General features: G+C 57.3%; 20 protein-coding genes. 13 read left to right on the top strand and 7 right to left on the bottom strand.

Translation table 11 applies throughout. From position 1 onward, the window contains the following. Positions 1 to 85: 85 nt before the first annotated feature. The 5 genes from WG622_RS03985 (at position 86) to WG622_RS03965 (ending at position 6411) form a co-directional block, all read left to right on the top strand. Positions 86 to 865 carry a gamma-glutamyl-gamma-aminobutyrate hydrolase family protein gene (locus tag WG622_RS03985; RefSeq protein ID WP_339402388.1) on the top strand — a complete coding sequence of 260 codons (780 nt, stop codon included), beginning with the start codon at positions 86 to 88 and terminating at the stop codon, positions 863 to 865. A gap of 97 nt (positions 866 to 962) precedes the next feature. Then, entirely contained in the window at positions 963 to 1556 is a 594-nt protein-coding gene (locus WG622_RS03980; RefSeq protein ID WP_339402387.1) for a TetR/AcrR family transcriptional regulator, read from the top strand. Between the two features lie 343 nt (positions 1557 to 1899). Continuing rightward, positions 1900 to 3471, top strand: a complete 1572-nt coding sequence (locus WG622_RS03975) for a Re/Si-specific NAD(P)(+) transhydrogenase subunit alpha (protein ID WP_339402386.1) — start codon at positions 1900 to 1902, stop codon at positions 3469 to 3471. A gap of 13 nt (positions 3472 to 3484) precedes the next feature. Then, positions 3485 to 4918 carry an NAD(P)(+) transhydrogenase (Re/Si-specific) subunit beta gene (locus WG622_RS03970; RefSeq protein WP_339402385.1) on the top strand — a complete coding sequence of 478 codons (1434 nt, stop codon included), beginning with the start codon at positions 3485 to 3487 and terminating at the stop codon, positions 4916 to 4918. Positions 4919 to 5133: 215 nt separating this feature from the next. Next, positions 5134 to 6411, top strand: a complete 1278-nt coding sequence (locus WG622_RS03965; protein WP_339402384.1) for a DUF3422 family protein — start codon at positions 5134 to 5136, stop codon at positions 6409 to 6411. On the opposite strand, the gene WG622_RS03960 is transcribed toward WG622_RS03965, so the two are convergent. The 7 genes from WG622_RS03960 to glmU form a co-directional block, all read right to left on the bottom strand. Further along, entirely contained in the window at positions 6408 to 7706 is a 1299-nt protein-coding gene (locus WG622_RS03960) for a 3-deoxy-D-manno-octulosonic acid transferase (protein ID WP_339402383.1), read from the bottom strand. The two genes, WG622_RS03965 and WG622_RS03960, sit on opposite strands and share 4 nt — an antisense overlap. Next, entirely contained in the window at positions 7703 to 8707 is a 1005-nt protein-coding gene (gene moaA, locus WG622_RS03955; protein ID WP_339402382.1) for a GTP 3',8-cyclase MoaA, read from the bottom strand. The genes WG622_RS03960 and moaA overlap by 4 nt, the downstream gene beginning before the upstream one ends. 63 nt (positions 8708 to 8770) lie before the next feature. Continuing rightward, complete coding sequence (locus WG622_RS03950) at positions 8771 to 9451, bottom strand: DNA alkylation repair protein (RefSeq protein ID WP_339402381.1); 681 nt, start codon at positions 9449 to 9451, stop codon at positions 8771 to 8773. Further along, positions 9448 to 9990 carry a pyridoxamine 5'-phosphate oxidase family protein gene (locus WG622_RS03945; protein ID WP_339402380.1) on the bottom strand — a complete coding sequence of 181 codons (543 nt, stop codon included), beginning with the start codon at positions 9988 to 9990 and terminating at the stop codon, positions 9448 to 9450. Before WG622_RS03945 ends, WG622_RS03950 begins: the two co-directional genes overlap by 4 nt. 3 nt (positions 9991 to 9993) lie before the next feature. Then, on the bottom strand, positions 9994 to 10548 hold the full coding sequence (locus tag WG622_RS03940; protein WP_339402379.1) for a peroxiredoxin: 555 nt from the start codon (positions 10546 to 10548) through the stop codon (positions 9994 to 9996). A gap of 57 nt (positions 10549 to 10605) precedes the next feature. Beyond that, positions 10606 to 12426 (bottom strand): glutamine--fructose-6-phosphate transaminase (isomerizing), encoded by a 1821-nt coding sequence (gene glmS, locus WG622_RS03935; RefSeq protein WP_339402378.1) that lies wholly within the window; start codon positions 12424 to 12426, stop codon positions 10606 to 10608. Next, entirely contained in the window at positions 12426 to 13781 is a 1356-nt protein-coding gene (gene glmU / locus WG622_RS03930) for a bifunctional UDP-N-acetylglucosamine diphosphorylase/glucosamine-1-phosphate N-acetyltransferase GlmU (protein ID WP_339402377.1), read from the bottom strand. Before glmU ends, glmS begins: the two co-directional genes overlap by 1 nt. A gap of 144 nt (positions 13782 to 13925) precedes the next feature. Here glmU and WG622_RS03925 point away from each other — a divergent pair, with 144 nt between their 5' ends. The 8 genes from WG622_RS03925 to WG622_RS03890 all read left to right on the top strand — a co-directional run bounded on the left by WG622_RS03925 (position 13926) and on the right by WG622_RS03890 (position 22534). After that, positions 13926 to 14597: an HAD-IA family hydrolase gene (locus WG622_RS03925; RefSeq protein WP_339402376.1), complete on the top strand. Its 672-nt coding sequence runs from the start codon at positions 13926 to 13928 to the stop codon at positions 14595 to 14597. Positions 14598 to 14638: 41 nt separating this feature from the next. Beyond that, positions 14639 to 15832 carry a DegT/DnrJ/EryC1/StrS family aminotransferase gene (locus WG622_RS03920; protein WP_339402375.1) on the top strand — a complete coding sequence of 398 codons (1194 nt, stop codon included), beginning with the start codon at positions 14639 to 14641 and terminating at the stop codon, positions 15830 to 15832. 126 nt (positions 15833 to 15958) lie between these two features. Further along, positions 15959 to 17119, top strand: a complete 1161-nt coding sequence (locus WG622_RS03915; protein ID WP_339402374.1) for an isovaleryl-CoA dehydrogenase — start codon at positions 15959 to 15961, stop codon at positions 17117 to 17119. Beyond that, positions 17119 to 18723: a carboxyl transferase domain-containing protein gene (locus WG622_RS03910; RefSeq protein ID WP_339402373.1), complete on the top strand. Its 1605-nt coding sequence runs from the start codon at positions 17119 to 17121 to the stop codon at positions 18721 to 18723. Before WG622_RS03915 ends, WG622_RS03910 begins: the two co-directional genes overlap by 1 nt. A gap of 73 nt (positions 18724 to 18796) precedes the next feature. Further along, a complete protein-coding gene (locus WG622_RS03905) occupies positions 18797 to 19093 on the top strand; it encodes a hypothetical protein (protein ID WP_339402372.1) in 297 nt (98 codons plus the stop codon). After that, the gene (locus tag WG622_RS03900; protein WP_339402371.1) at positions 19086 to 21020 is read left to right on the top strand and encodes an ATP-binding protein; all 1935 of its coding nucleotides are present in this window, start codon (positions 19086 to 19088) and stop codon (positions 21018 to 21020) included. The genes WG622_RS03905 and WG622_RS03900 overlap by 8 nt, the downstream gene beginning before the upstream one ends. Beyond that, positions 21017 to 21676 carry a glutathione S-transferase family protein gene (locus WG622_RS03895; protein WP_339402370.1) on the top strand — a complete coding sequence of 220 codons (660 nt, stop codon included), beginning with the start codon at positions 21017 to 21019 and terminating at the stop codon, positions 21674 to 21676. The genes WG622_RS03900 and WG622_RS03895 overlap by 4 nt, the downstream gene beginning before the upstream one ends. Then, on the top strand, positions 21677 to 22534 hold the full coding sequence (locus WG622_RS03890; protein WP_339402369.1) for a hydroxymethylglutaryl-CoA lyase: 858 nt from the start codon (positions 21677 to 21679) through the stop codon (positions 22532 to 22534). The last annotated feature ends 1 nt before the right edge of the window (position 22535 follow it).

Genomic DNA, 22535 nt, shown 5'->3' with positions numbered 1-22535 from the left:
GCACAGCCACGTTATGTGAATCGAGACGTTGGGTTTTGGAAAATTTCGTGTAGCGTATCTTGTCAGAAGCAATAAGAGGCTGAACATGGCGCGCCCCATCGTTGGTATTATCGGCAATGCCTATCTGATGAATGATCAATATCCCGTCCATGCGGCGGGAACGATGAACTCGACGGCCGTCACGGATGTGGCGGGCTGCATGCCACTGATAATCCCGTCAGACCCTCGATTTGTCAGCGTGCCCGAGTTGATGGACGCCTGTGACGGGTTTCTGTTCACGGGTGGACGCCCTAACGTGCATCCCGAAGAATATGGCGAAGCCGCTACCGAAGCACATGGCGAATTTGACCGTGCGCGCGATGAAGTGGCCTTGGAGTTGATCCGCTCTTGCGTCGAAGCAGGGCAGCCAATCCTTGGCATCTGCCGAGGATTCCAAGAGGTGAATGTCGCCATGGGCGGATCGCTTTATCCCGAAATTCGAGACCTGCCCGGGCGCGACAATCACCGCATGCCCCCTGACGGCACGCTCGAAGAGAAATTTGCTTTGCGCCATGAAGTCACCTTTCAGGAAGGCGGCGTGTTTCATCAGGTGATGGGCGCGCAGAAGGTCTTGACGAATACGCTGCACGGGCAGGGGATCAAAACCGCTGGTCCGCGTTTGGTGATCGACGGCCATGCCCCTGATGGGACGCCCGAGGCGATCTATGTCTCGGATGCGCCGGGCTTTACGCTCGCGGTTCAGTGGCACCCCGAGTATAACGCCGCAGAGGATCCAGTCAGTCGGCCTTTGTTTGAAGCCTTTGGGCAAGCGGTTCTTGCGTGGTCAAACGGCAAGCAAGCAACGACATTGCTAAAATCTGCCTAGTTTGGCATCTCCGCTTACTTGAATTTAATCAAATAGGCTGTAGATTTGTGTCGAATGTATGAATAACATTATTTGACAGAAATGTCAGGGACAGCCAGTGGCGGATACAGTGACGCAAAAAGACAGCAAGACCGAGGCCATCATGATGGCGGCCTTCGAAACCTTTCGCGCCTATGGGTTCCGGCGAACCTCTATGGAGGATATCGCCAAAGCCGCCGGCATGTCGCGCGCCGCGCTTTATCTGCATTTTCGCAATAAAGAAGACATCCAAAGGTCCATGACCGTGGCTTATTACGACAGCGTCGCCAGCAAGGTCGAAGAGGCGTTTTCGCAAGAAGGGGCGGTTGCTGATCTTTTAACCGCGGCTTTTGCTGAACATGCTGGTGAGACGTTCAAACTCTTGCTGGAATCCCCGCATGGCGACGAATTGTTGGATACCCATAATTCAGCCAGCCATGCTGAAGCAAAAACCGGACAGGAAAAAGTCGCCAAAGTTTATGCGGATTGGTTGCAGCGCGAAGCAAGCGCAAAACGTCTAAATTTGGAAGCCTACGGCGGCGACGCGGTGGTTGTGGCGGACATCATGGGCCTTGCTCTTTATGGATTGAAGGCCGGTCAATCTGACTATGCAGGTTTTGACAATCGCCGAGACGTGCTTGCGCGTATGTTGGCAGCATCGTTGACGGCATAGCCCAACTTTTCCTCACGCAATCCCAAGTTTACATTGGGTGAATATGCTAGAAAATCGCTGCATCGCAGCGTAATTGCCGTGACGTCGTTCTGCGGGTGCAAATATTACGCTATGTGGCCTAAAGGTTTTCATATATTAGCAATCGAAGTGGGAACGTGACCCTGAAAATTTAGATTTTTGTCGTGTCCTGCGGGTGAAATGTCGCATGCGTAGTTTAGCGCTCACATGCGTATTACTCCCTACGGGCCCGTCAAAGCCTTGTGAGACAGGGGTTTTGCAAGTAAACGGATCTCGGTTCTTGGGTTGAGAAGCATAAACACCGTTAGGTGAGGAGACATTAGACGTGAAAATCGGAACTCCGAAGGAGATCTTTGCGGGGGAATCGCGTGTTGCGATGACGCCGGCGTCAGCTTTGCAGCTGATCAAATTGGGTTATGAGTGCGCGATTGAAAAAGGGGCCGGCGCTGCGGCTGGTTTTTCGGATGACGCTTATAAAGAGGCAGGTGTCGAGGTCATCGGCACTGCAGCAGCACTGTGGAAAGCGTGCGATATCGTCGCTAAAGTCCGCCAGCCTGAAGAAGTAGAGCTTAAGCGTCTGACCAAAGGAAAGACGCTGATTTCCTTCTTTAACCCTGCCGCCAATGAAGCGGGTATGGAGCTGGCGAAATCCAAAGGCGCGAATGTGATCGCGATGGAAATGGTGCCACGTATTTCGCGTGCTCAGAAAATGGACGCACTGTCCTCGATGGCGAATATCGCGGGTTATCGCGCAGTCATCGAAGCGGGTAACAATTTTGGTCGCTTCTTCACCGGCCAGATCACAGCGGCGGGTAAGGTGCCTCCGGCGAAGGTTCTGGTTGTCGGTGCAGGCGTTGCGGGCCTTGCGGCGATCGGCACATCGACCTCGCTGGGTGCGATCACTTATGCGTTCGACGTGCGTCCAGAAGTGGCCGAGCAAGTCGAATCCATGGGCGCAGAGTTCGTCTATCTGGATTTCGAAGAAGAACAGCAGGACGGAGCGGCAACCGGCGGCTATGCCTCTGTGTCTTCCCCTGAGTTCCGCGAAGCGCAGCTGGCGAAGTTCCGTGAACTCGCGCCAGAAGTTGACATCGTGATCACCACCGCGCTGATCCCGAACCGCGAGGCACCAGAGCTGTGGACCGAAGACATGGTCGCCGCGATGAAGCCCGGCTCTGTGATCGTCGACCTTGCGGCAGAGAAGGGCGGTAACTGTAAACTGACCGTCGCTGACGAGAAGATCGTGACCGACAATGGCGTGACCATCATCGGCTATACCGACTTCCCATCGCGCATGGCGGCTCAGTCCTCGACTTTGTATGCGACCAACATCCGTCACATGATGGCTGACTTGACCCCTGAGAAGGACGGTCAAGTCATTCACGACATGGAAGACGACGTGATCCGTGGCGCGACCGTGACCTTTGAAGGCGAAATCACCTTCCCGCCGCCACCGCCAAAAGTGGCTGCGATTGCGGCGCAGAAGAAACCTGAGGTCAAAGAAAAGACCCCGGAAGAGATCAAAGCCGAAGAGGCTGCGGCGTTTAAAGCACAGACCCGTCAGCAGGTGACTTTGCTTGCGGTCGGTGGCGCGCTGATGCTGGGCGTGGGCCTTGTGGCGCCTGCAAGCTTTATGCAGCACTTTATCGTTTTTGTTCTGGCGGTCTTTGTCGGCTTTCAGGTCATCTGGAACGTCTCGCATTCCCTGCACACGCCTTTGATGGCTGTGACCAACGCGATCTCTTCGATCATCATTCTGGGCGCGCTGATGCAAATCGGCTCAAGCTCGGGTCTGGTGATCATCCTTGCTGCCGCTTCGGTCTTTATGGCCGGGATCAACATCTTTGGCGGCTTCCTCGTGACACGGCGCATGCTCGCCATGTTCCAGAAATCCTAAGGAATAGAGATCAATGGAATTCGGTTTCACTACAGCGGCTTACGTGGTCGCAGCCGTTCTCTTCATCCTGTCTTTGGGTGGTCTGAGCGGACAAGAAAGCGCGAAACGCGCAGTATGGTACGGTATCGTCGGCATGGCGCTGGCGGTCTTCGCAACGCTGATCGGTCCGGGTGCGGGCCTCTGGTGGCTCTCGGTCGTTCTGATCGCGGCGGGTGGTCTGATCGGCTATCAGCTGGCCTCTAAGGTCGAGATGACCCAGATGCCGGAACTGGTGGCGGGTATGCACGCGCTGGTCGGTCTGGCGGCGGTCTTTGTGGGCTTTAACGCGCATTTCGAGCTGATCAATGTCATGGGCATGGATGCGGCTGAAAAGAAATCTCTCGAAGGTTTCGCGGCGCTGCTCGCCAAGAAAGACGCGGTCGAGATCAACATCCTGCGGGTCGAGGCAGCCTTGGGGATCTGGATTGGTGCTGTGACCTTCACAGGCTCTGTGATTGCCTATGGCAAGCTCTCTGGTCGCGTGACCTCTGCGGCGACCAAACTGCCGGGTGGTCACATGCTGAACGCAGCGGCAGCAGCGATCTCTGTGATCGCGCTGGTCATGTATCTGAACTCCGGCAACGTTCTGCCGCTTTATATCCTGACCCTGATGGCGCTGTTTATCGGCTATCACCTGATCATGGGTATTGGTGGCGCGGATATGCCGGTCGTTGTGTCTATGTTGAACAGCTATTCCGGCTGGGCGGCTGCGGCGATTGGCTTCAGCCTTGGCAACGACCTTCTGATCGTTGTGGGCGCGCTGGTGGGGTCTTCTGGTGCGATCCTCAGCTACATCATGTGTAAGGCGATGAACCGCTCCTTCGTGAGTGTGATCCTCGGCGGCTTTGGTGGGGCGGCAGGTCCTGCGATGGAAGTCGAAGGCGAGCAGATCGCGATTGACGCCGAAGGTGTGGCGACCGCGCTGGATGAAGCAGACTCTGTGATCATCATCCCAGGCTATGGCATGGCGGTGGCTCAGGCGCAGCAAAATGTGGCGGAGCTGACCCGTCGTCTGCGCGCGAAGGGCAAAGAGGTGCGCTTTGCGATCCACCCTGTTGCGGGGCGTCTGCCGGGCCACATGAACGTGCTCTTGGCAGAAGCCAAAGTGCCCTATGACATCGTGATGGAGATGGACGAGATCAATGATGATTTCCCAGAGACCGATGTGGCGATTGTCATTGGCTCCAACGACATCGTGAACCCAGCGGCGCAAGAGGATCCAAACTCCCCAATCGCGGGCATGCCGGTTCTGGAATGCTGGAAAGCCAAGCAGGTGTTTGTCTCCAAGCGTGGTCAGGGCACCGGGTACTCCGGTATCGAAAACCCGCTGTTCTACAAGGAAAATACACGCATGTTCTATGGCGATGCGAAAGCGTCCCTGGATACGCTGTTGACGATGATCCAGTAAGCGATCACAGATGACTTAGAAAAGGGCGTCCGACGGGGCGCCCTTTTTTGCTGCAAGTGACCGATTTCTTTAAAAGAAATCGAATTCGGAAACTTTGAAAGATTCCGTCTGAAGGGCATGTGTATACCATTGCATTCTGGTAAGTTATTGAATTAAAACAAAATATTGACCTTTTGGGGTATTTCCGCCATGTTGCGCTCAAACGGAGACCGCGCATGACCCCAATCACTGATCACCCCCTGCGATTTAAGCTCGCCAACGAGCTGCATGCGCGCCCGTTCCCGTCTTTCAACGCTCCGGCGACCGTTGCGTTCCTGGCGATCAAGAAAGAAGATCAAGCCGCAGGGCGGGATCGCGATGGGGATCTGGCGCATTTGATCGCTCTGCTGGATCGATATGGCGCACCGCATCCACAGCCCGGGGCAACGCATTATTCCGGCACGATCGGCAAGCATAATATCAAGTGGGAGCAACACACCGAGTTCGTCACTTATACGATCTTTTCCGAAGGCCTGACGGATCGCCCCTTTGACCCTGCTGCCTTTGAGGTGTTCCCGCATGACTGGCTGCAAGAGGCACCCGGCGTGCGCGTGACCTCTGCGCTTATTCGCGTTGAGGAAAAGGGCAAGGATGAGGATGTTCTGAATAACATGCGTGAATGGTTCGTGCCGGAAAGCATGGCCTGCAGCTATGTTCTGGATGAATCCGCCGTCGTTGCAGGCGATTTCCGTGTCGATCCCGCCGGCCACTTGCGCTTTGCGATCTTTCCCAAAAAGGACTGCGGTCCTGGACGGATCGGGCGGGTCACCCAGCGGATCTGCGAGATCGAGACCTACAAAGCCATGTCGATGCTCGGGTTCTTTCGTGCGCGGGATATGGCAGGGCGGACAGGCCAGATTGAGGTCGAGCTGACGCGGCTCATGGATGACATGACAGGCAATGCCGAGGCGGAGAAGACGCTGGACGGGTTGCTCAGTATCTCTCAGGAGCTTGAGGCCGCGATTGCCCGCTCGTCCTATCGGTTTGGTGCGACCAAGGCCTATTCCGCGATTGTGAAGCAGCGGATCGACGTCCTGCGCGAGACGCCTTTCATGGCGCGTCAAAGCTTTGGCGAGTTCATGATGCGCCGCTTTGATCCGGCGATGCGCACGATTGAAGCCTCGCAAGACCGGCTGAACCAACTGGCAGATCGCTCCATCCGTGCCAGTGAGTTGTTGCGGACGAAGGTCGATGTGGCGCGCTCGGAACAGAACCAAGAGCTCTTGGCCAGCATGGACAAACGCGCGCATCTGGCGTTGCGGTTGCAAGAGACGGTCGAAGGGCTCTCGGTAGTGGCGATCAGCTATTACGCGGTGTCGCTCGCGGGCTATTTGTTCATGCCGCTGGCTGGCGTGTTTGGGATATCCAAAAGCGTGTTGATCGCGGGGCTGACCCTGCCGGTGATCGGCTTGGTCTGGTATCTGATCCGCCGGATCAAATCACGGCTGCACTAGGTATCAATCAGCGCCAGCAGATGGCCTGCCACGTCCTTACGGATATTCCGGCTTGCTTCGATGTAGAATTTGGCATTGGCCTGCAAAAGCTCGACTTCGTCATTACCCCACAGATCACAAAGCGCTTGGCCTAGGGCATCCGCATCCGCGACCTCAAGGCTGGCCTCTTGCTCGGCCATATCCGCGTAGGCCTGCGCGAAATTCGCATAAAGTGGGCCGTGCAGGATGGCACAGCCCATATGGGCGGGCTCGTAAGGGTTATGCCCGCCGACAGGCACGAAAGAGCCACCCACGAAAACCAGATCCGTGAGGCTGTAAAACAGGCCCGTCTCGCCTAACGTATCGGCCAGATAGATCTGAGTATCGTCGGTAATGGGCTCGCCCTTGCTGCGTTGCGCGAGGGTCCAACCTTCTGCGCGTAATGCCTCGGCCAGCTCTTCGCCGCGCTCAGGGTGGCGAGGCAGAAGGATCATCAAACCGTTTTCATGCTGCGCCACGAATTGCCGATGGGCCCCGCTCATCAATTCTTCTTCACCCTCATGGGTCGAGCTTGCGAGCCAGAACGAGCGGTCGCCAATTGCGCGGGCCAGTCGGGCCTTTTCAAGATCATCGACCGGAAGGGGATCTGAGGATTTCTTAAGGTCTCCTGAGGTGACGACTTTCCATGGCTCTTGCACGAACGCCCGCAAACCGTCGCGCACCGGATCGGTTTGGCTCAGTATCAAGGTAAACCGTCCAAACAGCGCTCGCGCGAGGTCGCTCCGTTTGGCCCATGACGCAAGGGATTTTGCCGAAAGCCGCGCATTGATCAGCGCCAGAGGAATTTCGGCGTCATGCACGCTCACGATCTGATGCGGCCAGATTTCGCTTTCGACAAATGTCACGAGGTCAGGCTGCCAATGCTCCAGAAAACGTTTGGTGGCCGCTGGAGTGTCGAGCGGCGCAAATTGGTGGATGCAGCCTTCAGGCAGCCGTTTCGCCGCGAGTTCGGCTGATGTCGTCGTGGTGGTCGTCAAAAGCACGGTCATCCGAGGCGCCTGTGCGCGCAGCTCTTTTAGAACGTCCAAAATCGACAGGGTTTCCCCAACAGACACCGCGTGGATCCACAAAAGCCGACCCAGTGGACGCTTAACACTGGCAAAGCCCGCGGGCTCGTTCAGGCGGGCTTTCACAACACCTGCCTTCTGTAGTTTCTTGCGCTGCATACGATCCAGGATCGGTGACGCCATTTGCGCGCCTACCGTGTAAAGCCGGTAGAGCGTCGGGAGCGGCGCGGCCTCTTGGTCCGTCTTCATCCGCCAGTATGGCTCATGTGGCGCGACATCTGACCGTCGATGCGTTGACGGGAATAGTCGAAATCATGGCCCTTTGGCTTTTTGCTGATCGCATCGCGGATGGCGTCGGTGACTGGTCCGTTGCTTTCTGAGGCCCGCAGAGGTGCGCGCAAGTCCACCATGTCTTCTTGGCCAAGGCACATATAGAGCTGACCCGTGCAGGTCAGGCGCACGCGATTGCAGCTTTCGCAGAAATTATGGGTCAGCGGAGTGATAAAGCCGATCTTTTGGCCAGTTTCTTCAAGGCGCACATAGCGGGCAGGGCCTCCGGTGCGTTCAGACAGTTCGGTCAGCGTATATTGTTGGGCGAGCTGGCCACGCAGGTCTTCGAGTGACCAGTATTGGCCCAGACGGTCCTCATTGCCGAGGTCGCCCATTGGCATGACTTCGATCCATGTCAGATCCATATCGCGCGACTTGCACCATTCGGTGATGGTGAAAAGTTCGCTGTCGTTGAAGTCCTTCAGCGCGACGGCGTTGATCTTAACCCGCATGCCAGCATTTTGTGCCGCATCGATGCCGCGCAACACGTTGTCGAGCTTACCCCAGCGGGTGATCGCCGCGAATTTATCGGGCACGATGGTATCAAGAGAGATATTGATCCGTTTGACGCCATAAGACGCCAGCTCATCCGCAAAGCGGTGCAATTGGCTGCCGTTTGTGGTCAGCGTCAGTTCTTTCAAAGCACCGCTGTCCAGATGGCGCGACATGCCTTTGAAGAAGGTCATGATATCGCGGCGCACCAAAGGCTCGCCACCGGTGATCCGCAGTTTCTCGACCCCCAGATCCACGAAAGCCGAACACATGCGGTCCAACTCCTCAAGCGTCAGCAAGTCGCGCTTGGGCAGAAAGGTCATGTCCTCGGCCATGCAATAGACACAGCGGAAATCACATCTGTCGGTCACAGAGACACGCAGATAGGTGATCGGGCGCATGAATGGGTCAATAAGCGGAGCTGTCATGCCTGCAAACTATGCCTAAGCCCTTGGCGCTGCAAGGGGCTTCACCGACGCGTGAGGCGTGATTTAGGACATATGACGTGCGGCTTCTTTGCGCGCCCAGGGTTTCATTTTCTCGCCATGGGCGTTCAGGAAGGCGCGGCTTCGAGCGGCGTCGTGTCTGGAGAGGTCTCGCACCCACCAAGCCACCGCCTTTTGGATGAACCAATCATGGTCGGCGACATAGCCTGCGGCCCAGCCAAGGACGCGATCGCGGGTCTCGAGTTCGGCAGGTTTCGGAAAGTTCTGTTTGGTCCAGGGCAGGGTGATCACCAGCGCCGCGCGGCGGGACCACATGTGGTCTGACTGCGTCCAGGCCTCGACCTGATCTACGCGAGTGGGGTCTGCGACAAGGCGTTTCTGTCCAGCCATACACGCGTGATCGGCGATGGCCCAGCTGTCAAAATCGGGTACCCAGCTTTGGATCAGATCCCACGCGCCCGTGTCATCAGGTTTGATGCGCGCTTGGGTCAGGACTTTGGCGGCCGCAAGTCGCGCTTCGAAGATATTGGTCTGCCACAGATCCGCGGCGAGCTGCACCCGTTCCTCTACCGTCAATCGCTGCCGCCAGCCTTTGGTGACGTCATTGGTGGCCGGGTTCGGGATGCCCCAGACCTCGCGGGTCTGTTTGTGATAGGCGGCCATGCCCTCGGCACGTCCGGGTTCGATATGGGCGCGCAGTTCGGCGATTGCCTCGTCTAAGGTCACGTGATGATCCCTGTGGGTTTGCCGTCGATGGTCTGCTGATTGCGCTCTTCCCAATAGGTTTGAACGCCATCGGGGCCTTTGTCCTCGGCCCATTTTTTCAAGACATCCCGATCGCCCGCATAGTCCATGAAAGGTACCGCGTAACCGCATGATTTTTGGACCATTTCAATGGTCACATCATAGATTTGACGCGCGCCGGGCGAGGGCGGGAAATCGGTATTGAACCCCTCAAACTCTTCATCCCTCGGATGCAAGGTCCGCGCTGTGCCATAGGCCCGCAGGATCATCGGCACTTTCTCAAATCCGCACCACATGAGCGTGATCCGGTTGACCTCTGCCAGATGGCCTGCGGTTTCATTGCCGCTGCCGGTCATGTTGCGCCAGATGATGCGGTTTGGGCCTAGGACGCGCAGGCTGTCCATGCCTTTGGGCGAAATATTCACCCGCCCATCCGTGGCAGCAGACCCCACGAAGAAGATGTGCTGTTGGCCGATGAACTTGATATGCGCATCGCTCAGTTCTGGATATTGCGTACCCATCGGCTAGGCCTCTTTCAACTGTGCCATGACCCACTCTGGATCGGAATGGCTTGGGAAAACCGGGTAGTGGACGGCGGTGATTTTGCCGGCATCAATAATAAAGGTCACGCGTTTGGTGAGGCGTTTGCCGTCGGCTTCGAAGGTCGGAAGGTTCAACGCTTCGATCAAAGCGAAACCGTCGTCGCTGATCACTGGGAAGGGCAGGTGGAGACGCTCCGCCATTTCTTCCTGATAAGCCGTGTCCTGCGTGCTGAGACCAAAGACATCGGCCCCAAGCGCATTGATCTCGGCGTTGTGATCGCGAAAGGAACAGGATTGTGGCGTGCATCCGCGTGCGCCGGGTATCTCGTCCCAACCGTCGGGAAGTGCAACGCCTGGCACGCCGGTCATAGGATAGCAATAGACCACTGTTTTGCGCGGCAGTTTAGAGAGGTTGACCGATCCGCCACCGGTGGTTGGCAAATCCAGATCAGGCAAGGACATGCCCACAAGATGGGCACAGGCGCCGTCATCTACAGGCGTGGGAAGGTTGTCTGGCAAGGTTTCGTAAGAGGACATGAAACTCTCCTTGGTCACGTCCTCGCCAGACTACGCATTGACTGCGCGCCGTAAAGCCTATTCCACCGTCACCGATTTCGCGAGGTTGCGCGGCTGGTCCACATCGGTGCCTTTGGACACGGCGGTGTGATAGGCCAAAAGTTGGGCCGGGATCGCATAAAGGATCGGGGTCAGAACAGGATCGGCGTCGGGCATGGCGATGGCTTCCCATGTGCCTTCGCCGCCTTCCATCAGGCCTTTGGAATCCGATATCAAAAGTACTTTCCCGTTGCGCGCCATGACCTCTTGCATGTTGGAGACCGTCTTATCAAAGAGCCCGTCGCGCGGGGCTAGTACCACCACGGGAACCTTTTTGTCGATCAGGGCGATGGGGCCGTGTTTCAGCTCTCCAGAAGCATAAGCTTCGGCGTGTATATAGCTGATTTCTTTGAGTTTAAGCGCGCCCTCGTGTGCCAGTGGATACATCACGCCGCGCCCCAAGAACAGGATGTCGCGGGCTTCGGCCAGTTTGCGCGAGATCTTTTCCGTGACCGCTTCGATGGTCAGCGCGTGGTTCATGATGCCGGGCAAGGCGCGCAGTTCGGTCAAGAGCTCTTGATAGCGTGAGTCCTCGATGGTGCCGCGGTCCTTGGCGGCCTTTAGCGCGAGGATCAACAGAACGGTCAATTGGCAGGTGAAGGCTTTGGTCGAGGCCACGCCGATTTCCGTGCCTGCAAGGATCGGCAGGGCCACGTCGGATTCCCGCGCAATCGAGCTGGTTGCCACGTTGACAACTGACAAGATCTGCTCGGCCTTGCCCTCGCAATAACGCAGGGCTGCGAGCGTGTCGGCGGTCTCGCCAGATTGGCTGACGAAAAGGGCAGCGGTGTCCTTGGTGATCACCGGATCGCGGTAGCGGAATTCAGAGGCCACGTCGATCTCGACCGGCAACTGCGCCAGTTGTTCAAACCAATATTTGGCAGTCATACAGGCATAAAACGCCGTGCCGCAGGCGACCATGGTCAAACGGTCGATTTTGGTGAAATCGATCTCGGCGGGCAGAGCGATATCAGTGCCGTCTTGCGTTAGGTAGTGGGAGATGGCCTCGCCGATGACCGTCGGCTGTTCGGCGATTTCCTTGGCCATGAAGTGTTTATAGCCGCCCTTATCAACCTGCGCTGAATCGATGGCGATTTTCTTTTTGGCGCGATTGGCGAGCGCGCCGTCAGCGTTGCGGATCTCTAGCGAGGTGCGGGTTAGGACGGCGCTGTCGCCTTCTTCAAGGTAGGTGATTTCGTCGGTCAGAGGCGCAAGTGCAATCGCGTCAGAGCCGACAAACATCTCACCATCACCATGACCGATGGCTAGGGGCGAGCCTTTGCGGGCCGCGACGATCAGGTCTTCTTCGCCTTCGAAAAGGAACGCCAGAGCAAAAGCACCATCCAGTTTTGCGAGCGTCTTGTGGGCTGCGTCGACGGGCGCGTCGCCTGCTTCCATGTACATCTGCGTCAGCAGGGCGATGGTTTCAGTGTCGGTTTCAGTTGTGAAGCCATAGCCTGCGGCGGAAAGCTCTTCGCGCAGCTCGCGAAAGTTCTCGATGATACCGTTGTGGACGACCGCGACAGGGCCAGCCTGATGCGGGTGGCAGTTATAGACCGATGGCGCGCCGTGCGTGGCCCAGCGGGTATGGCCGATGCCGGATTTACCCGCCAATGGTTCATGCACCAAAAGGTCAGACAGATTCACCAGCTTGCCTACCGCGCGGCGGCGATCCAGCGCACCGTTCTCGACGGTTGCAATACCAGCGCTGTCGTAGCCGCGATATTCAAGTCGTTTGAGCGCCTCAACCAATATTGGGGCGGCCTCGTGATGCCCCAAAACACCTACAATCCCACACATTAATTCTTGTCCTTAGAAAGTTTGGCTTTCTTGGCGCGCAGCATCTCAAAAAGCTTGCGGGCCATGCCGGGTTTTTCAACTTGTTCGGCGCGGGCCAGCGCCAGTGCGCCTTCGCCCACGTTCTTGGTAATAACTGATCCAGAGGCCGTCATGGCTTCGTCGCCGACAGTGACGGGGGCCACCAACATCGTGTTTGAACCAATAAAGGCGTTCTTGCCGATGGTGGTTTTGTGTTTCATCACGCCATCGTAGTTGCAGGTGATCGTGCCCGCTCCGATATTGGCCTTTTCGCCCACATGCGCGTCACCCACATAAGAGAGGTGATTGACCTTGGCACCCTCATCGATCTGAGCGTTCTTGACCTCGACAAAATTGCCGATCTTGACGTCCTCAGCGAGTTCCGCGCCGGGGCGCAGGCGCGCATAGGGGCCAATGACGCCGCCGCGCGAGACATGTGCACCCTCAAGATGGCTAAAGGCGCGGATATGAGCGCCGGACTCAATCGTGACTTCTGGGCCAAAGAAGACGTTTGGTTCAATGACCGTATCGCGCCCAATAACCGTATCATGGGCCAGAAAGACCGTTGCAGGATCGACCAGAGTCACCCCGTCCTCCATGGCCTCGGCACGGGCGCGCGCTTGAAAAGCGGCTTCTGCCTCGGCCAGATGCGCGCGGGAATTGACGCCCATGGTTTCCGCGACATCACAAGAGATCGCGGTGGAGGTCAGACCCTTGTTGCGGGCGACCTCGACGATATCGGTGAGGTAGTATTCGCCTGATGCGTTTTCAGAATTCGTCTCATCCAGCAGATCAAACAGTACATCGCCTTTGATCAGCATTACACCGCTGTTCATGAAATCAATCGCGCGGGTGGCGTCATCTGCGTCTTTGTATTCGGTGATCGCGGTGAGCGTATCGCCGTCCATCACCAGACGACCGTATTTTTCAGACGTATCGTCGTTGAACCCCAGTACGACAATCGCGTGGTCTCCGCGCGCAGCGACCATACGTTCAAGCGTGTCGGGCTGCACAAAGGGTGTATCGCCATAGAGCACCATGACATCGCCGTCAAAGCCTGCCAGCGCCTCGCGCGTGACCATAACGGCGTGGCCTGTGCCGTTCTGCTCTTCCTGAAGCACGACCTCTGTGTCTTCGTCCCAGTCCTGAGCGGCTTTCTTCACCGCCTCAAACCCATGCCCCGCCACCACAACGGTTTTTTCAGGCGAGAGCGACGCCCCGGATTTCATAGCGTGCACCAGCAAGGGCGCGCCCGCAATCTGATGCAAGACTTTCGGAAGATCCGAGTTCATCCGAGTGCCTTTCCCCGCGGCAAGGATGACCAGTGCAATAGACATTAAGATTTCTCTTTGTATTTCTAACCCGCTCGTTTTATCCGAGTGCGGGGGCCGTGCAAGTGGGGAAACCATCAAAGATGTTTGCGACTTGTAACAGGGCTTGGCAGAAAACCGCCGCGCTTTGGGCCGATTGAGGGGGCAAGTATGCGCAAAACCGTTGTTTTCGATCTGGATGGGACACTGGCGGACACCAGTGGCGATCTTTTGGCTGCGGCGAATTATTGCTTTCGCGACATGGGGTTAGGAGATGTTCTTTCGCCGGAACGCGATTCGGGCGTTGCGCTGCGGGGCGGTAAGCGGATGCTCACGGTCGGCCTTGAGCGCACGGATCGTTACAGCCTTGAAACGGTAGAGGCGTACTACCCCGTTCTGTTGAAAGCCTATGGCGAGACAATCTGCGCGCATAGCTGGATTTATTCCGGTGCGATGGAAACAATCGAGGCGCTGAAGTCGCGAGGGTTCGGCGTCGGGATTTGCACCAATAAGCCCGAGGGTCTGGCGGATCAGTTGCTGAAAGAACTGGGCGTGCGGGATGCGTTTGAGGCGCTTGTGGGGGCAGATACTCTGCCGGTGCGCAAGCCTGATCCGGCCCCCTTGGTGGAAACGGTCGCGCGGCTGGGCGGAGAGATGCCGCATACGGTTTTGGTGGGCGACAGCGATACGGATCGCAATACGGCCAAGGCGGCGGGTGTGCCCTCGATCCTCGTGACCTTTGGTCCAAGCGGCGAGGATATGGCTGCGCTTATGCCTGAGGCCCTGATGTCCGATTACGCAGAGCTGCCCGAGATCGTAGAGCGTTTGATCGGTACGGCGTAACGCCTCTTGCCAATCCGCGCCTGCATTGAAAAAGTGACGTTATGACAGAGATCTTTACCGGTAATTTCACCCAGCAAGAACCGATCCCTCAGGAAGGGATCGACGCCGCGATGGCTGTGCTGCAAAGCGGGCGGCTGCATCGTTATAATGTGGCCGAGGGCGAGCTGGGCGAGGTGTCGCTGCTTGAGCAAGAATTCGCGGCGCAGCTTGGGGTGAACTATTGTCTGGCGGTGGCTTCTGGTGGTTATGCGATGGGTGCGGCATTGCGCGCAATGGAGGTTGGGCCGGGCGATAAGGTTCTGACCAATGCATTTACGCTGGCGCCGGTGCCAGGGGCGATTGCCTCTGTCGGAGCAGTGCCGGTCTTTGTGGGCGTTACCGAGGAGTTGGTCATTGATCTTGAGGACTTAGCGGCGAAAGCGGATCAAGCCGATGTGCTTATGCTGAGCCATATGCGCGGGCATCTCTGTGATATGGATGCCTTGATGGAGATCTGCGTGGCCAACAAGATCCGCGTCATTGAAGATTGCGCCCATACGATGGGGGCCTCTTGGCGCGGTAAAGCGTCTGGGCTTTGGGGCGATATGGCGTGCTACTCCACGCAGACCTATAAGCACGCCAACTCCGGCGAGGGTGGTTTGCTGGTGTCTGATGATCCCGAATTGATGGCGCGGGCGACGATCTTGAGCGGGTCATACATGCTCTATGAACGCCACGGGGCGGTGCCTCCGGCTGAGGTTTTTGAAAAGATCAAATACACGACGCCGAATGTGTCGGGGCGTATGGACCATCTGAGGGCGGCAATCCTGCGACCTCAGCTGCGGGCCTTGCCCGAGCAGGCCGAGCGTTGGAATGCCCGTTATAAGGTGGTTGAGAAAGGGCTGCGCGAGACGCCGGGGCTTACCGTGGTTGAGCGGCCGGACGAGGAATATTTTGTGGGCTCGTCGATCCAGTTTCTGTTGCTCGATTGGACGGCGGACAAAGTGAATGACGTCTTAGATCGCTGTAAGGCGCGTGGGGTTGAACTGAAATGGTTCGGTGGGCGTGAGCCTGTTGCCTTTACCTCGCGCTATGATTCCTGGCGTTACGCGCCGTCCGAGCCGATGAAGCGCACGGATCGGGTTTTGGATGGCATTATCGACATGCGTATCCCTTTGACCTTTAGCGAAGAGGATTGCGCTTTGATCGCGCGGATCATCAAAGCAGAGGTCAGCGCGGTGTTTCAGGCGGGGTAAGCCTGCGGCGCGGATATTTTGGGCAAGAGAAAGACGGGACGTCGCGTCGCAAAGCTTGCGGCGCGCTTGCCAGTTGGTTTGACTTGTGGCTATAAATGAACAAATGTTCAATAAATGGATCAGCCCATGTTTTTGCACACGATGAAGTTTGACATGCCCGAGGATATCGAGGCGATCCGCGAGGTGACCCACCGCTGGGCGCAAGAGCGGGTGAAGCCTTTGGCGGCTGAGATCGATGCCTCTAACGCCTTTCCCAATGAGCTTTGGCGCGAGATGGGGGAGCTTGGGTTGCTGGGCGTCACGGTGGATGAGCAATACGGCGGCGCGGGCATGAGCTATCTGGCGCATGTGATTGTGGTGGAAGAGATCGCGCGGGCCTCGGCCTCGGTGTCACTGTCCTATGGCGCGCATTCCAACCTCTGTGTGAACCAGATTAAGCTGAATGGCACGGATGAACAGCGCGCGAAGTATTTGCCGCGGCTTATTTCGGGCGAGCATGTGGGTGCTCTGGCGATGTCTGAGACCGGCGCTGGGTCTGACGTGGTGTCGATGAAGCTGCGGGCCGAGAAGCGCAATGATCGCTATGTGCTGAACGGCAATAAGTTCTGGATCACCAATGGGCCGGATGCGGATACTCTGGTGGTTTACGCCAAGACGGACCCGGATGCTGGGTCGCGCGGGATGACCGCCTTTCTGATCGAGAAAGAGATGAAGGGCTTTTCGACCTCTAAGCATTTCGACAAGCTGGGGATGCGCGGGTCCAATACGGCGGAACTGATCTTTGAGGACGTTGAGGTTCCCTTTGAGAATGTCCTTGGTGAAGAGGGCAAGGGCGTTCAGGTGCTGATGTCGGGGCTGGATTATGAGCGGGTGGTTCTGTCGGGCATTGGCACAGGGATTATGGCTGCCTGTCTGGATGAGGTCATGCCGTATTTAAAAGAGCGCAAGCAGTTCGGGCAGTCTCTGGGAGATTTCCAACTGATGCAGGGCAAGATCGCGGATATGTACACGGCGATGAATTCCTCGCGCGCCTATGTCTATGAGGTTGCTAAGGCCTGTGATCGTGGCGAGGTCACGCGGCAGGATGCCGCGGCTTGTGTTCTCTATGCCTCTGAGGAAGCCATGAAGGTCGCGCATCAGGCGGTGCAGGCGATGGGAGGCATGGGTTTTATGAATGAAACGCCTGTGAGCCGGATATTCCGTGATGCGAAGCTGATGGAGATTGGGGCTGGCACGTCTGAAATCCGCCGGATGCTGATTGGCCGCGAGTTGATGGGGAAGATGTGATGAAGCTCTCGTCTTCTGCAATTCCAAGCTCTGAAGGCTTTAAGGCCAATGTCGAAGGGCATCTGGCGGCACTCAAAGAGATTAATGATGTAGCGGCAGCGGCGGCTTTGGGGGGTGGTGAGAAATCCCGTCAGCGTCATCTGAGCCGAGGCAAGATGTTGCCACGTGAGCGGGTTGCGAATTTGCTGGACCCGGGCAGCCCCTTTTTGGAGGTTGGGGCGACGGCGGCGCATGGGATGTATGATGGCGCAGCGCCCTGCGCGGGCGCGATTGCCGGGGTGGGTCGCGTGATGGGCCATGAGGTCATGGTGGTCTGTAATGATGCCACTGTGAAGGGCGGCACCTATTATCCGATGACGGTTAAGAAACACCTGCGGGCGCAGGAGATCGCAGAGGAGTGTCGTCTGCCTTGCATCTATCTGGTGGACAGCGGGGGCGCGAACCTGCCCAATCAGGATGAGGTCTTTCCGGACCGCGATCACTTTGGGCGGATCTTTTACAATCAGGCGCGGATGAGCGCCAAGGGGATTGCACAGATTGCTGTGGTTATGGGGTCTTGTACGGCAGGGGGCGCTTATGTGCCTGCGATGTCAGATGTCTCGATCATTGTGAAAGAACAGGGGACGATTTTCCTGGCTGGGCCGCCTTTGGTGAGGGCTGCGACTGGAGAGGTGGTGAGCGCTGAGGATCTGGGCGGCGGGGACGTGCATGCGCGCTTATCTGGTGTTGCGGATTATCTGGCTGAGGATGACGCCCATGCTTTGGCAATAGCGCGGCGGGCTGTGGGCAATCTGAATATTGAGAAGCCAAAGACTGTGGCTTGGCAAAACTCAGAGGAGCCTGCCTATGATCCAGCTGAAATCTTGGGTGTGGTGCCGACCGACCTGCGCCAGCCCTATGACATTCGAGAAGTGATCGCGCGGCTGGTGGATGGATCGCGCTTTGATGAGTTCAAGCCGCGCTTTGGTGAGACTTTGGTGACGGGCTTTGCGCACGTCAAAGGCTGCCCAGTGGGGATCATCGCCAATAATGGCGTGCTGTTTTCCGAAAGTGCCCAGAAGGGCGCGCATTTCGTCGAGCTGTGCAGCCAACGCAATATCCCACTGGTATTCTTGCAGAATATCACGGGTTTTATGGTTGGGCGGAAATACGAGAACGAAGGTATTGCGCGCCATGGGGCCAAGATGGTGACGGCTGTGGCGACCACCAATGTGCCTAAGGTGACGATGCTGGTTGGGGGCTCTTTTGGGGCTGGCAACTATGGGATGTCGGGGCGCGCGTATTCTCCGCGGTTTTTGTGGAGCTGGCCGAATTCGCGGATTTCCGTGATGGGTGGGCCTCAGGCGGCGGGGGTTCTGGCTACCGTGAAGCGAGAGGCTATCGAGCGGTCAGGTGGCAGCTGGTCTGAGGCCGAGGAAGCGGCCTTTAAGCAGCCCACGATTGATATGTTTGAAGAACAGGGCCACCCGCTCTATGCATCGGCGCGTCTGTGGGATGATGGGATCATTGATCCACGCAAGAGCCGCGATGTTTTGGCGATGAGCCTGTCGGCGGCACTCTGTGCGCCGATTGAAGAGACGAAGTTTGGTGTGTTCCGGATGTAGAGGGGCGCTGCCCCCTTGGCCTGACGGCCAATTCCCCCGGGATATTTGATGCAAGAGAAATGAGGTTCTGGTGATGTATCGAGGAGAGATCGAGCACGTGTTTGCGGTTCCCGGCACGGGGTTGGTCTTGATGCTCACGAAAGTTGAGGGTCTGCCCCGCGAAGGTATGGATGTTCTAGTGGCCGGAAAACGCCATCAAATTAAAGCTGTAGCTACGAATTCTACCGATGGTCAGCCTGTATCCAACCGAAGTTGCTTAACCTTGGAGCCAACTGATCCCTATGGGGCGATCGTATTGGCTGAACTGAACATTCCAAAAGAAGAATTGCCCGGTCTTTGGGTTACCGAAATGGGTGCAGAAGATGTTTAAAAAGATCCTGATTGCCAACCGCGGAGAGATCGCTTGCCGCGTGATTGAGACGGCTCAGCCGATGGGCGTGGACTGTGTTGCGGTGCATTCGGATGTGGATGCGCGCGCGAAGCATGTGGCGATGGCGGATGAGGCGGTGAGCCTTGGCGGAGCCGCTCCTGCAGAGAGTTACTTGCGCGGGGATGCCATCATTGATGCGGCGCTGGCCGTGGGGGCAGAGGCTATTCATCCGGGCTATGGGTTTCTGTCGGAGAACCCTGAGTTCGTGGATGCGGTTGAGGCTGCGGGGCTGGTGTTTATTGGGCCAAGCTCCAGCGCGATCCGGGCTATGGGGCTTAAGGATGCAGCGAAGGCTTTGATGGTTGAGGCAGGTGTACCTGTCGTTCCGGGGTATCATGGGGATAATCAGGATGCGGCTTTCTTGGCTGAAGAAGCTGCACGCATTGGCTATCCCGTTATGATCAAGGCCGTTGCTGGTGGTGGCGGCAAGGGGATGCGGATCGTTGAAGCCGCATCCGATTTTGCAGAGGCCTTAGCGAGTGCGCAGGGTGAGGCCATGACGGGCTTTGGCAATGCTGATGTTCTGATTGAGAAGTTCATCCAGAACCCACGTCATATCGAAATTCAGGTGTTTGGCGATGGAACGAATGCCGTGCATCTCTTTGAACGCGACTGTTCCTTGCAGCGTCGTCACCAGAAGGTGCTTGAGGAAGCGCCTGCACCGGGCATGACCGAAGAAGTGCGTGAGGCGATGGGGCAGGCGGCCGTGAGGGCTGCGGAGGCGATTGGGTATAAGGGCGCGGGGACGGTAGAGTTTATCGTGGACGGCTCGGACGGTCTGCGCGCGGATCGGTTTTGGTTCATGGAGATGAACACGCGCTTGCAGGTGGAGCATCCGGTAACGGAGGCCATCACTGGCGTCGATCTGGTGGAATGGCAGCTGCGTGTGGTCAGCGGGGAGCCGATCCCTATGGCGCAAGAGGATTTGACGATCACAGGCCATAGCTTTGAAGCGCGTCTTTATGCGGAGGATGCCAACAATAACTTCTTGCCAGCGATTGGCCGGATTTCGCACCTAATGTTCTCGGAGGGCTGTCGCGCGGACAGCGGTGTGCGGGCAGGGGATGAGATCTCGCCTTTCTATGATCCGATGGTGGCAAAACTGATCACCCATGGAGCGACGCGCGAGATTGCGCTTGCCAAGATGCGCCGCGCGCTGGGCGAGACGGAACTGGCGGGCACAGTGACGAACCTAGGGTTTCTGGCGAAGTTGGCAGCGCATGAGGGGTTCTCAAAAGGTGACGTTGATACGGGCCTGATTGCGCGAGACTATGAGGCGCTTATTGAGGCTCAGGGTGTGACCGCGTCGCTAGTGGCACAGGCTGCCTTGTTTGCGATCTTGCCAAGCTTGACCAAAGAAAGTGGGTTTTCCCTGTGGGGGGCGCTGCGCCAGAGTTTTGAACTCCCGCAAGGCGACGAAGTCTTTGCGGTCGCGACTGAAGTATACAGCCCATCTCAGATTACCGTTCACGCGCTGGGCGAGAGCTTTGAATTTTCTAAGGCGTCAGGCGTTTGGTCCGTCGGAGGAAAAGCTGTCTACGCCCATGCGTTCCAAGGCCAAGAAATTACAGTCTTTGCGGCCCAAAGCGTGGCGTTTCAGATTTTGGATCCTTTGGATCGTCAGACCGATGCCGATGCTGCAGGGAATTCTGTGGCCGCTCCGATGCCGGGCGTGGTGAAGGCTCTGTTTGTATCCCAAGGCGACACGGTTCAAAAAGGCGATCGTTTGGCTATCCTTGAGGCCATGAAGATGGAACACGCTTTGCTTGCGGGTATGGACGGGGTGGTCTCGGAAGTGCCTTGTTCGGAAGGGGCTCAGGTCAATGCGGGCGATGTTCTGATCCTGATGGAGGAGGGCGCTGTATGATCACACTGCATCATATTCCTTATTCGCGCTCGATGCGGATTATGTGGCTGCTGGAAGAAATGGGGCTCGACTATGAGGTAGAGACTTACGCGATCACGGATGGATCCCTGCGCGATCCGGCCTATCTCGCGAAATCTCCGGGTGGTCGCGCGCCTGCGCTAGAGATCGACGGGCAAGTGATTTTTGAAAGCCCCGCCATCACCGAATACCTTTGTGAAACGCGGCCGGAGCATGGTTTGGGACGTCTGGCCGGAGAGGCTGAGCGCATCGCCTTTCTGCAGTGGCTGTCTTATGCGGAAACCCAGGCCAGCACGATTGCGTCCTTGAATTTACAGATGGTGTTCTTGCGCCCGCCTGCCAAAGCTTCGCCCGTCGTTCTAAAGCTCGAAGTCGCTCGGCTAAGGGCGTCTGTGAAGGTTATTGAGGCAGCTTTGGATGGGCAGGACTGGCTGTTGCCAAGCGGCTTTTCGGCGGCGGATACGATGCTGGGGTTTAACCTCTTTGCTGTGCCATTCTTTGTCGACCTCACGCCATTTCCAAACGTTCGGGCCTATATCGCCCGCATTCAGGCGCGCCCCGCCTATCAAGCCGTATTGGCCAAAGAAGGGCCGCAAAACTTCTATGCGCAGGATTTTTATCCTGTCCCCGAGGTCTAGATGACTGAGTTTGTTGAGATATTCGAGGTGGGGCCGCGCGACGGGTTGCAGAACGAAAAGCAACAGATCGCAACGGCTGACAAGATTGCGCTGGTCGATTGCCTAAGCTCTGCGGGGTTTCGCCGCATCGAAGTGGCGAGTTTTGTGTCTCCGAAATGGGTGCCTCAGATGGCGGATTCGGCGGATGTTTTGGCGGGTATCACACGGGCAAATGGCGTGTCCTATGCCGCGCTCACACCGAACATGCGCGGGTTTGATGGCGCGGTTGCGGCCAAAGCGGATGAAATCGCGATTTTTGGCTCGGCGTCTGAGGGGTTTTCAAAGGCCAATATCAACGCCAGCATCGAAGAAAGCCTCGCGCGCTTTGCGCCAGTTGCTGAGGCGGCCAAGGGGCAGGGCATCCCGGTGCGCGGCTATGTAAGCTGCGTTTCGGATTGCCCTTATGACGGGCCCGTCGCGCCTGAGCGGGTTGCGAAGGTCGCGCGGGATCTGTTTGACATGGGCTGCTATGAGATTTCGCTGGGCGACACAATTGGCCAAGCCACGCCCGAGCGGATTACCGCGATGCTGAAGGTGGTGAGCCAAGAGGTTCCGGTCGAAAAACTCGCAGGGCATTATCACGACACAGCCGGTCGTGCGTTGGTCAATATCGAGGCGTCGCTGGATCAAGGCCTTCGCGTCTTTGATGCGGCGGTCGGTGGGCTAGGGGGCTGCCCTTATGCGCCGGGCGCTGCGGGCAATGTCGCGACCGAAGCGGTTCAGGCACGGCTTGAGGCCTTGGGTTTTACGACCGGTTTGAACGCCCAAGTTCTGGAAAAAGCAGCTGGCATGGCACAGGCCATGCGCACAGGAGAGTAAA

This window comes from Cognatishimia coralii (assembly GCF_037478305.1).
In the GTDB taxonomy this organism is placed as follows: Bacteria; Pseudomonadota; Alphaproteobacteria; order Rhodobacterales; family Rhodobacteraceae; genus Cognatishimia; species Cognatishimia coralii.
The sequence above is the reverse complement of the archived record's forward strand: the minus strand, read 5'-3'. Positions and strand labels throughout refer to the sequence as shown.

Coding starts and splice junctions, on each gene's coding strand:
- WG622_RS03915 (WP_339402374.1), top strand. CDS start 15,959: ATGTTTTTGCACACGATGAAGTTTGACATGCCCGAGGATATCGAGGCG.
- WG622_RS03945 (WP_339402380.1), bottom strand. CDS start 9,990: ATGGGTACGCAATATCCAGAACTGAGCGATGCGCATATCAAGTTCATC.
- WG622_RS03940 (WP_339402379.1), bottom strand. CDS start 10,548: ATGTCCTCTTACGAAACCTTGCCAGACAACCTTCCCACGCCTGTAGAT.
- moaA (WP_339402382.1), bottom strand. CDS start 8,707: ATGACAGCTCCGCTTATTGACCCATTCATGCGCCCGATCACCTATCTG.
- WG622_RS03890 (WP_339402369.1), top strand. CDS start 21,677: ATGACTGAGTTTGTTGAGATATTCGAGGTGGGGCCGCGCGACGGGTTG.
- WG622_RS03925 (WP_339402376.1), top strand. CDS start 13,926: ATGCGCAAAACCGTTGTTTTCGATCTGGATGGGACACTGGCGGACACC.
- glmS (WP_339402378.1), bottom strand. CDS start 12,426: ATGTGTGGGATTGTAGGTGTTTTGGGGCATCACGAGGCCGCCCCAATA.
- WG622_RS03970 (WP_339402385.1), top strand. CDS start 3,485: ATGGAATTCGGTTTCACTACAGCGGCTTACGTGGTCGCAGCCGTTCTC.
- WG622_RS03895 (WP_339402370.1), top strand. CDS start 21,017: ATGATCACACTGCATCATATTCCTTATTCGCGCTCGATGCGGATTATG.
- glmU (WP_339402377.1), bottom strand. CDS start 13,781: ATGTCTATTGCACTGGTCATCCTTGCCGCGGGGAAAGGCACTCGGATG.
- WG622_RS03900 (WP_339402371.1), top strand. CDS start 19,086: ATGTTTAAAAAGATCCTGATTGCCAACCGCGGAGAGATCGCTTGCCGC.
- WG622_RS03910 (WP_339402373.1), top strand. CDS start 17,119: ATGAAGCTCTCGTCTTCTGCAATTCCAAGCTCTGAAGGCTTTAAGGCC.
- WG622_RS03920 (WP_339402375.1), top strand. CDS start 14,639: ATGACAGAGATCTTTACCGGTAATTTCACCCAGCAAGAACCGATCCCT.
- WG622_RS03905 (WP_339402372.1), top strand. CDS start 18,797: ATGTATCGAGGAGAGATCGAGCACGTGTTTGCGGTTCCCGGCACGGGG.
- WG622_RS03985 (WP_339402388.1), top strand. CDS start 86: ATGGCGCGCCCCATCGTTGGTATTATCGGCAATGCCTATCTGATGAAT.
- WG622_RS03965 (WP_339402384.1), top strand. CDS start 5,134: ATGACCCCAATCACTGATCACCCCCTGCGATTTAAGCTCGCCAACGAG.
- WG622_RS03960 (WP_339402383.1), bottom strand. CDS start 7,706: ATGAAGACGGACCAAGAGGCCGCGCCGCTCCCGACGCTCTACCGGCTT.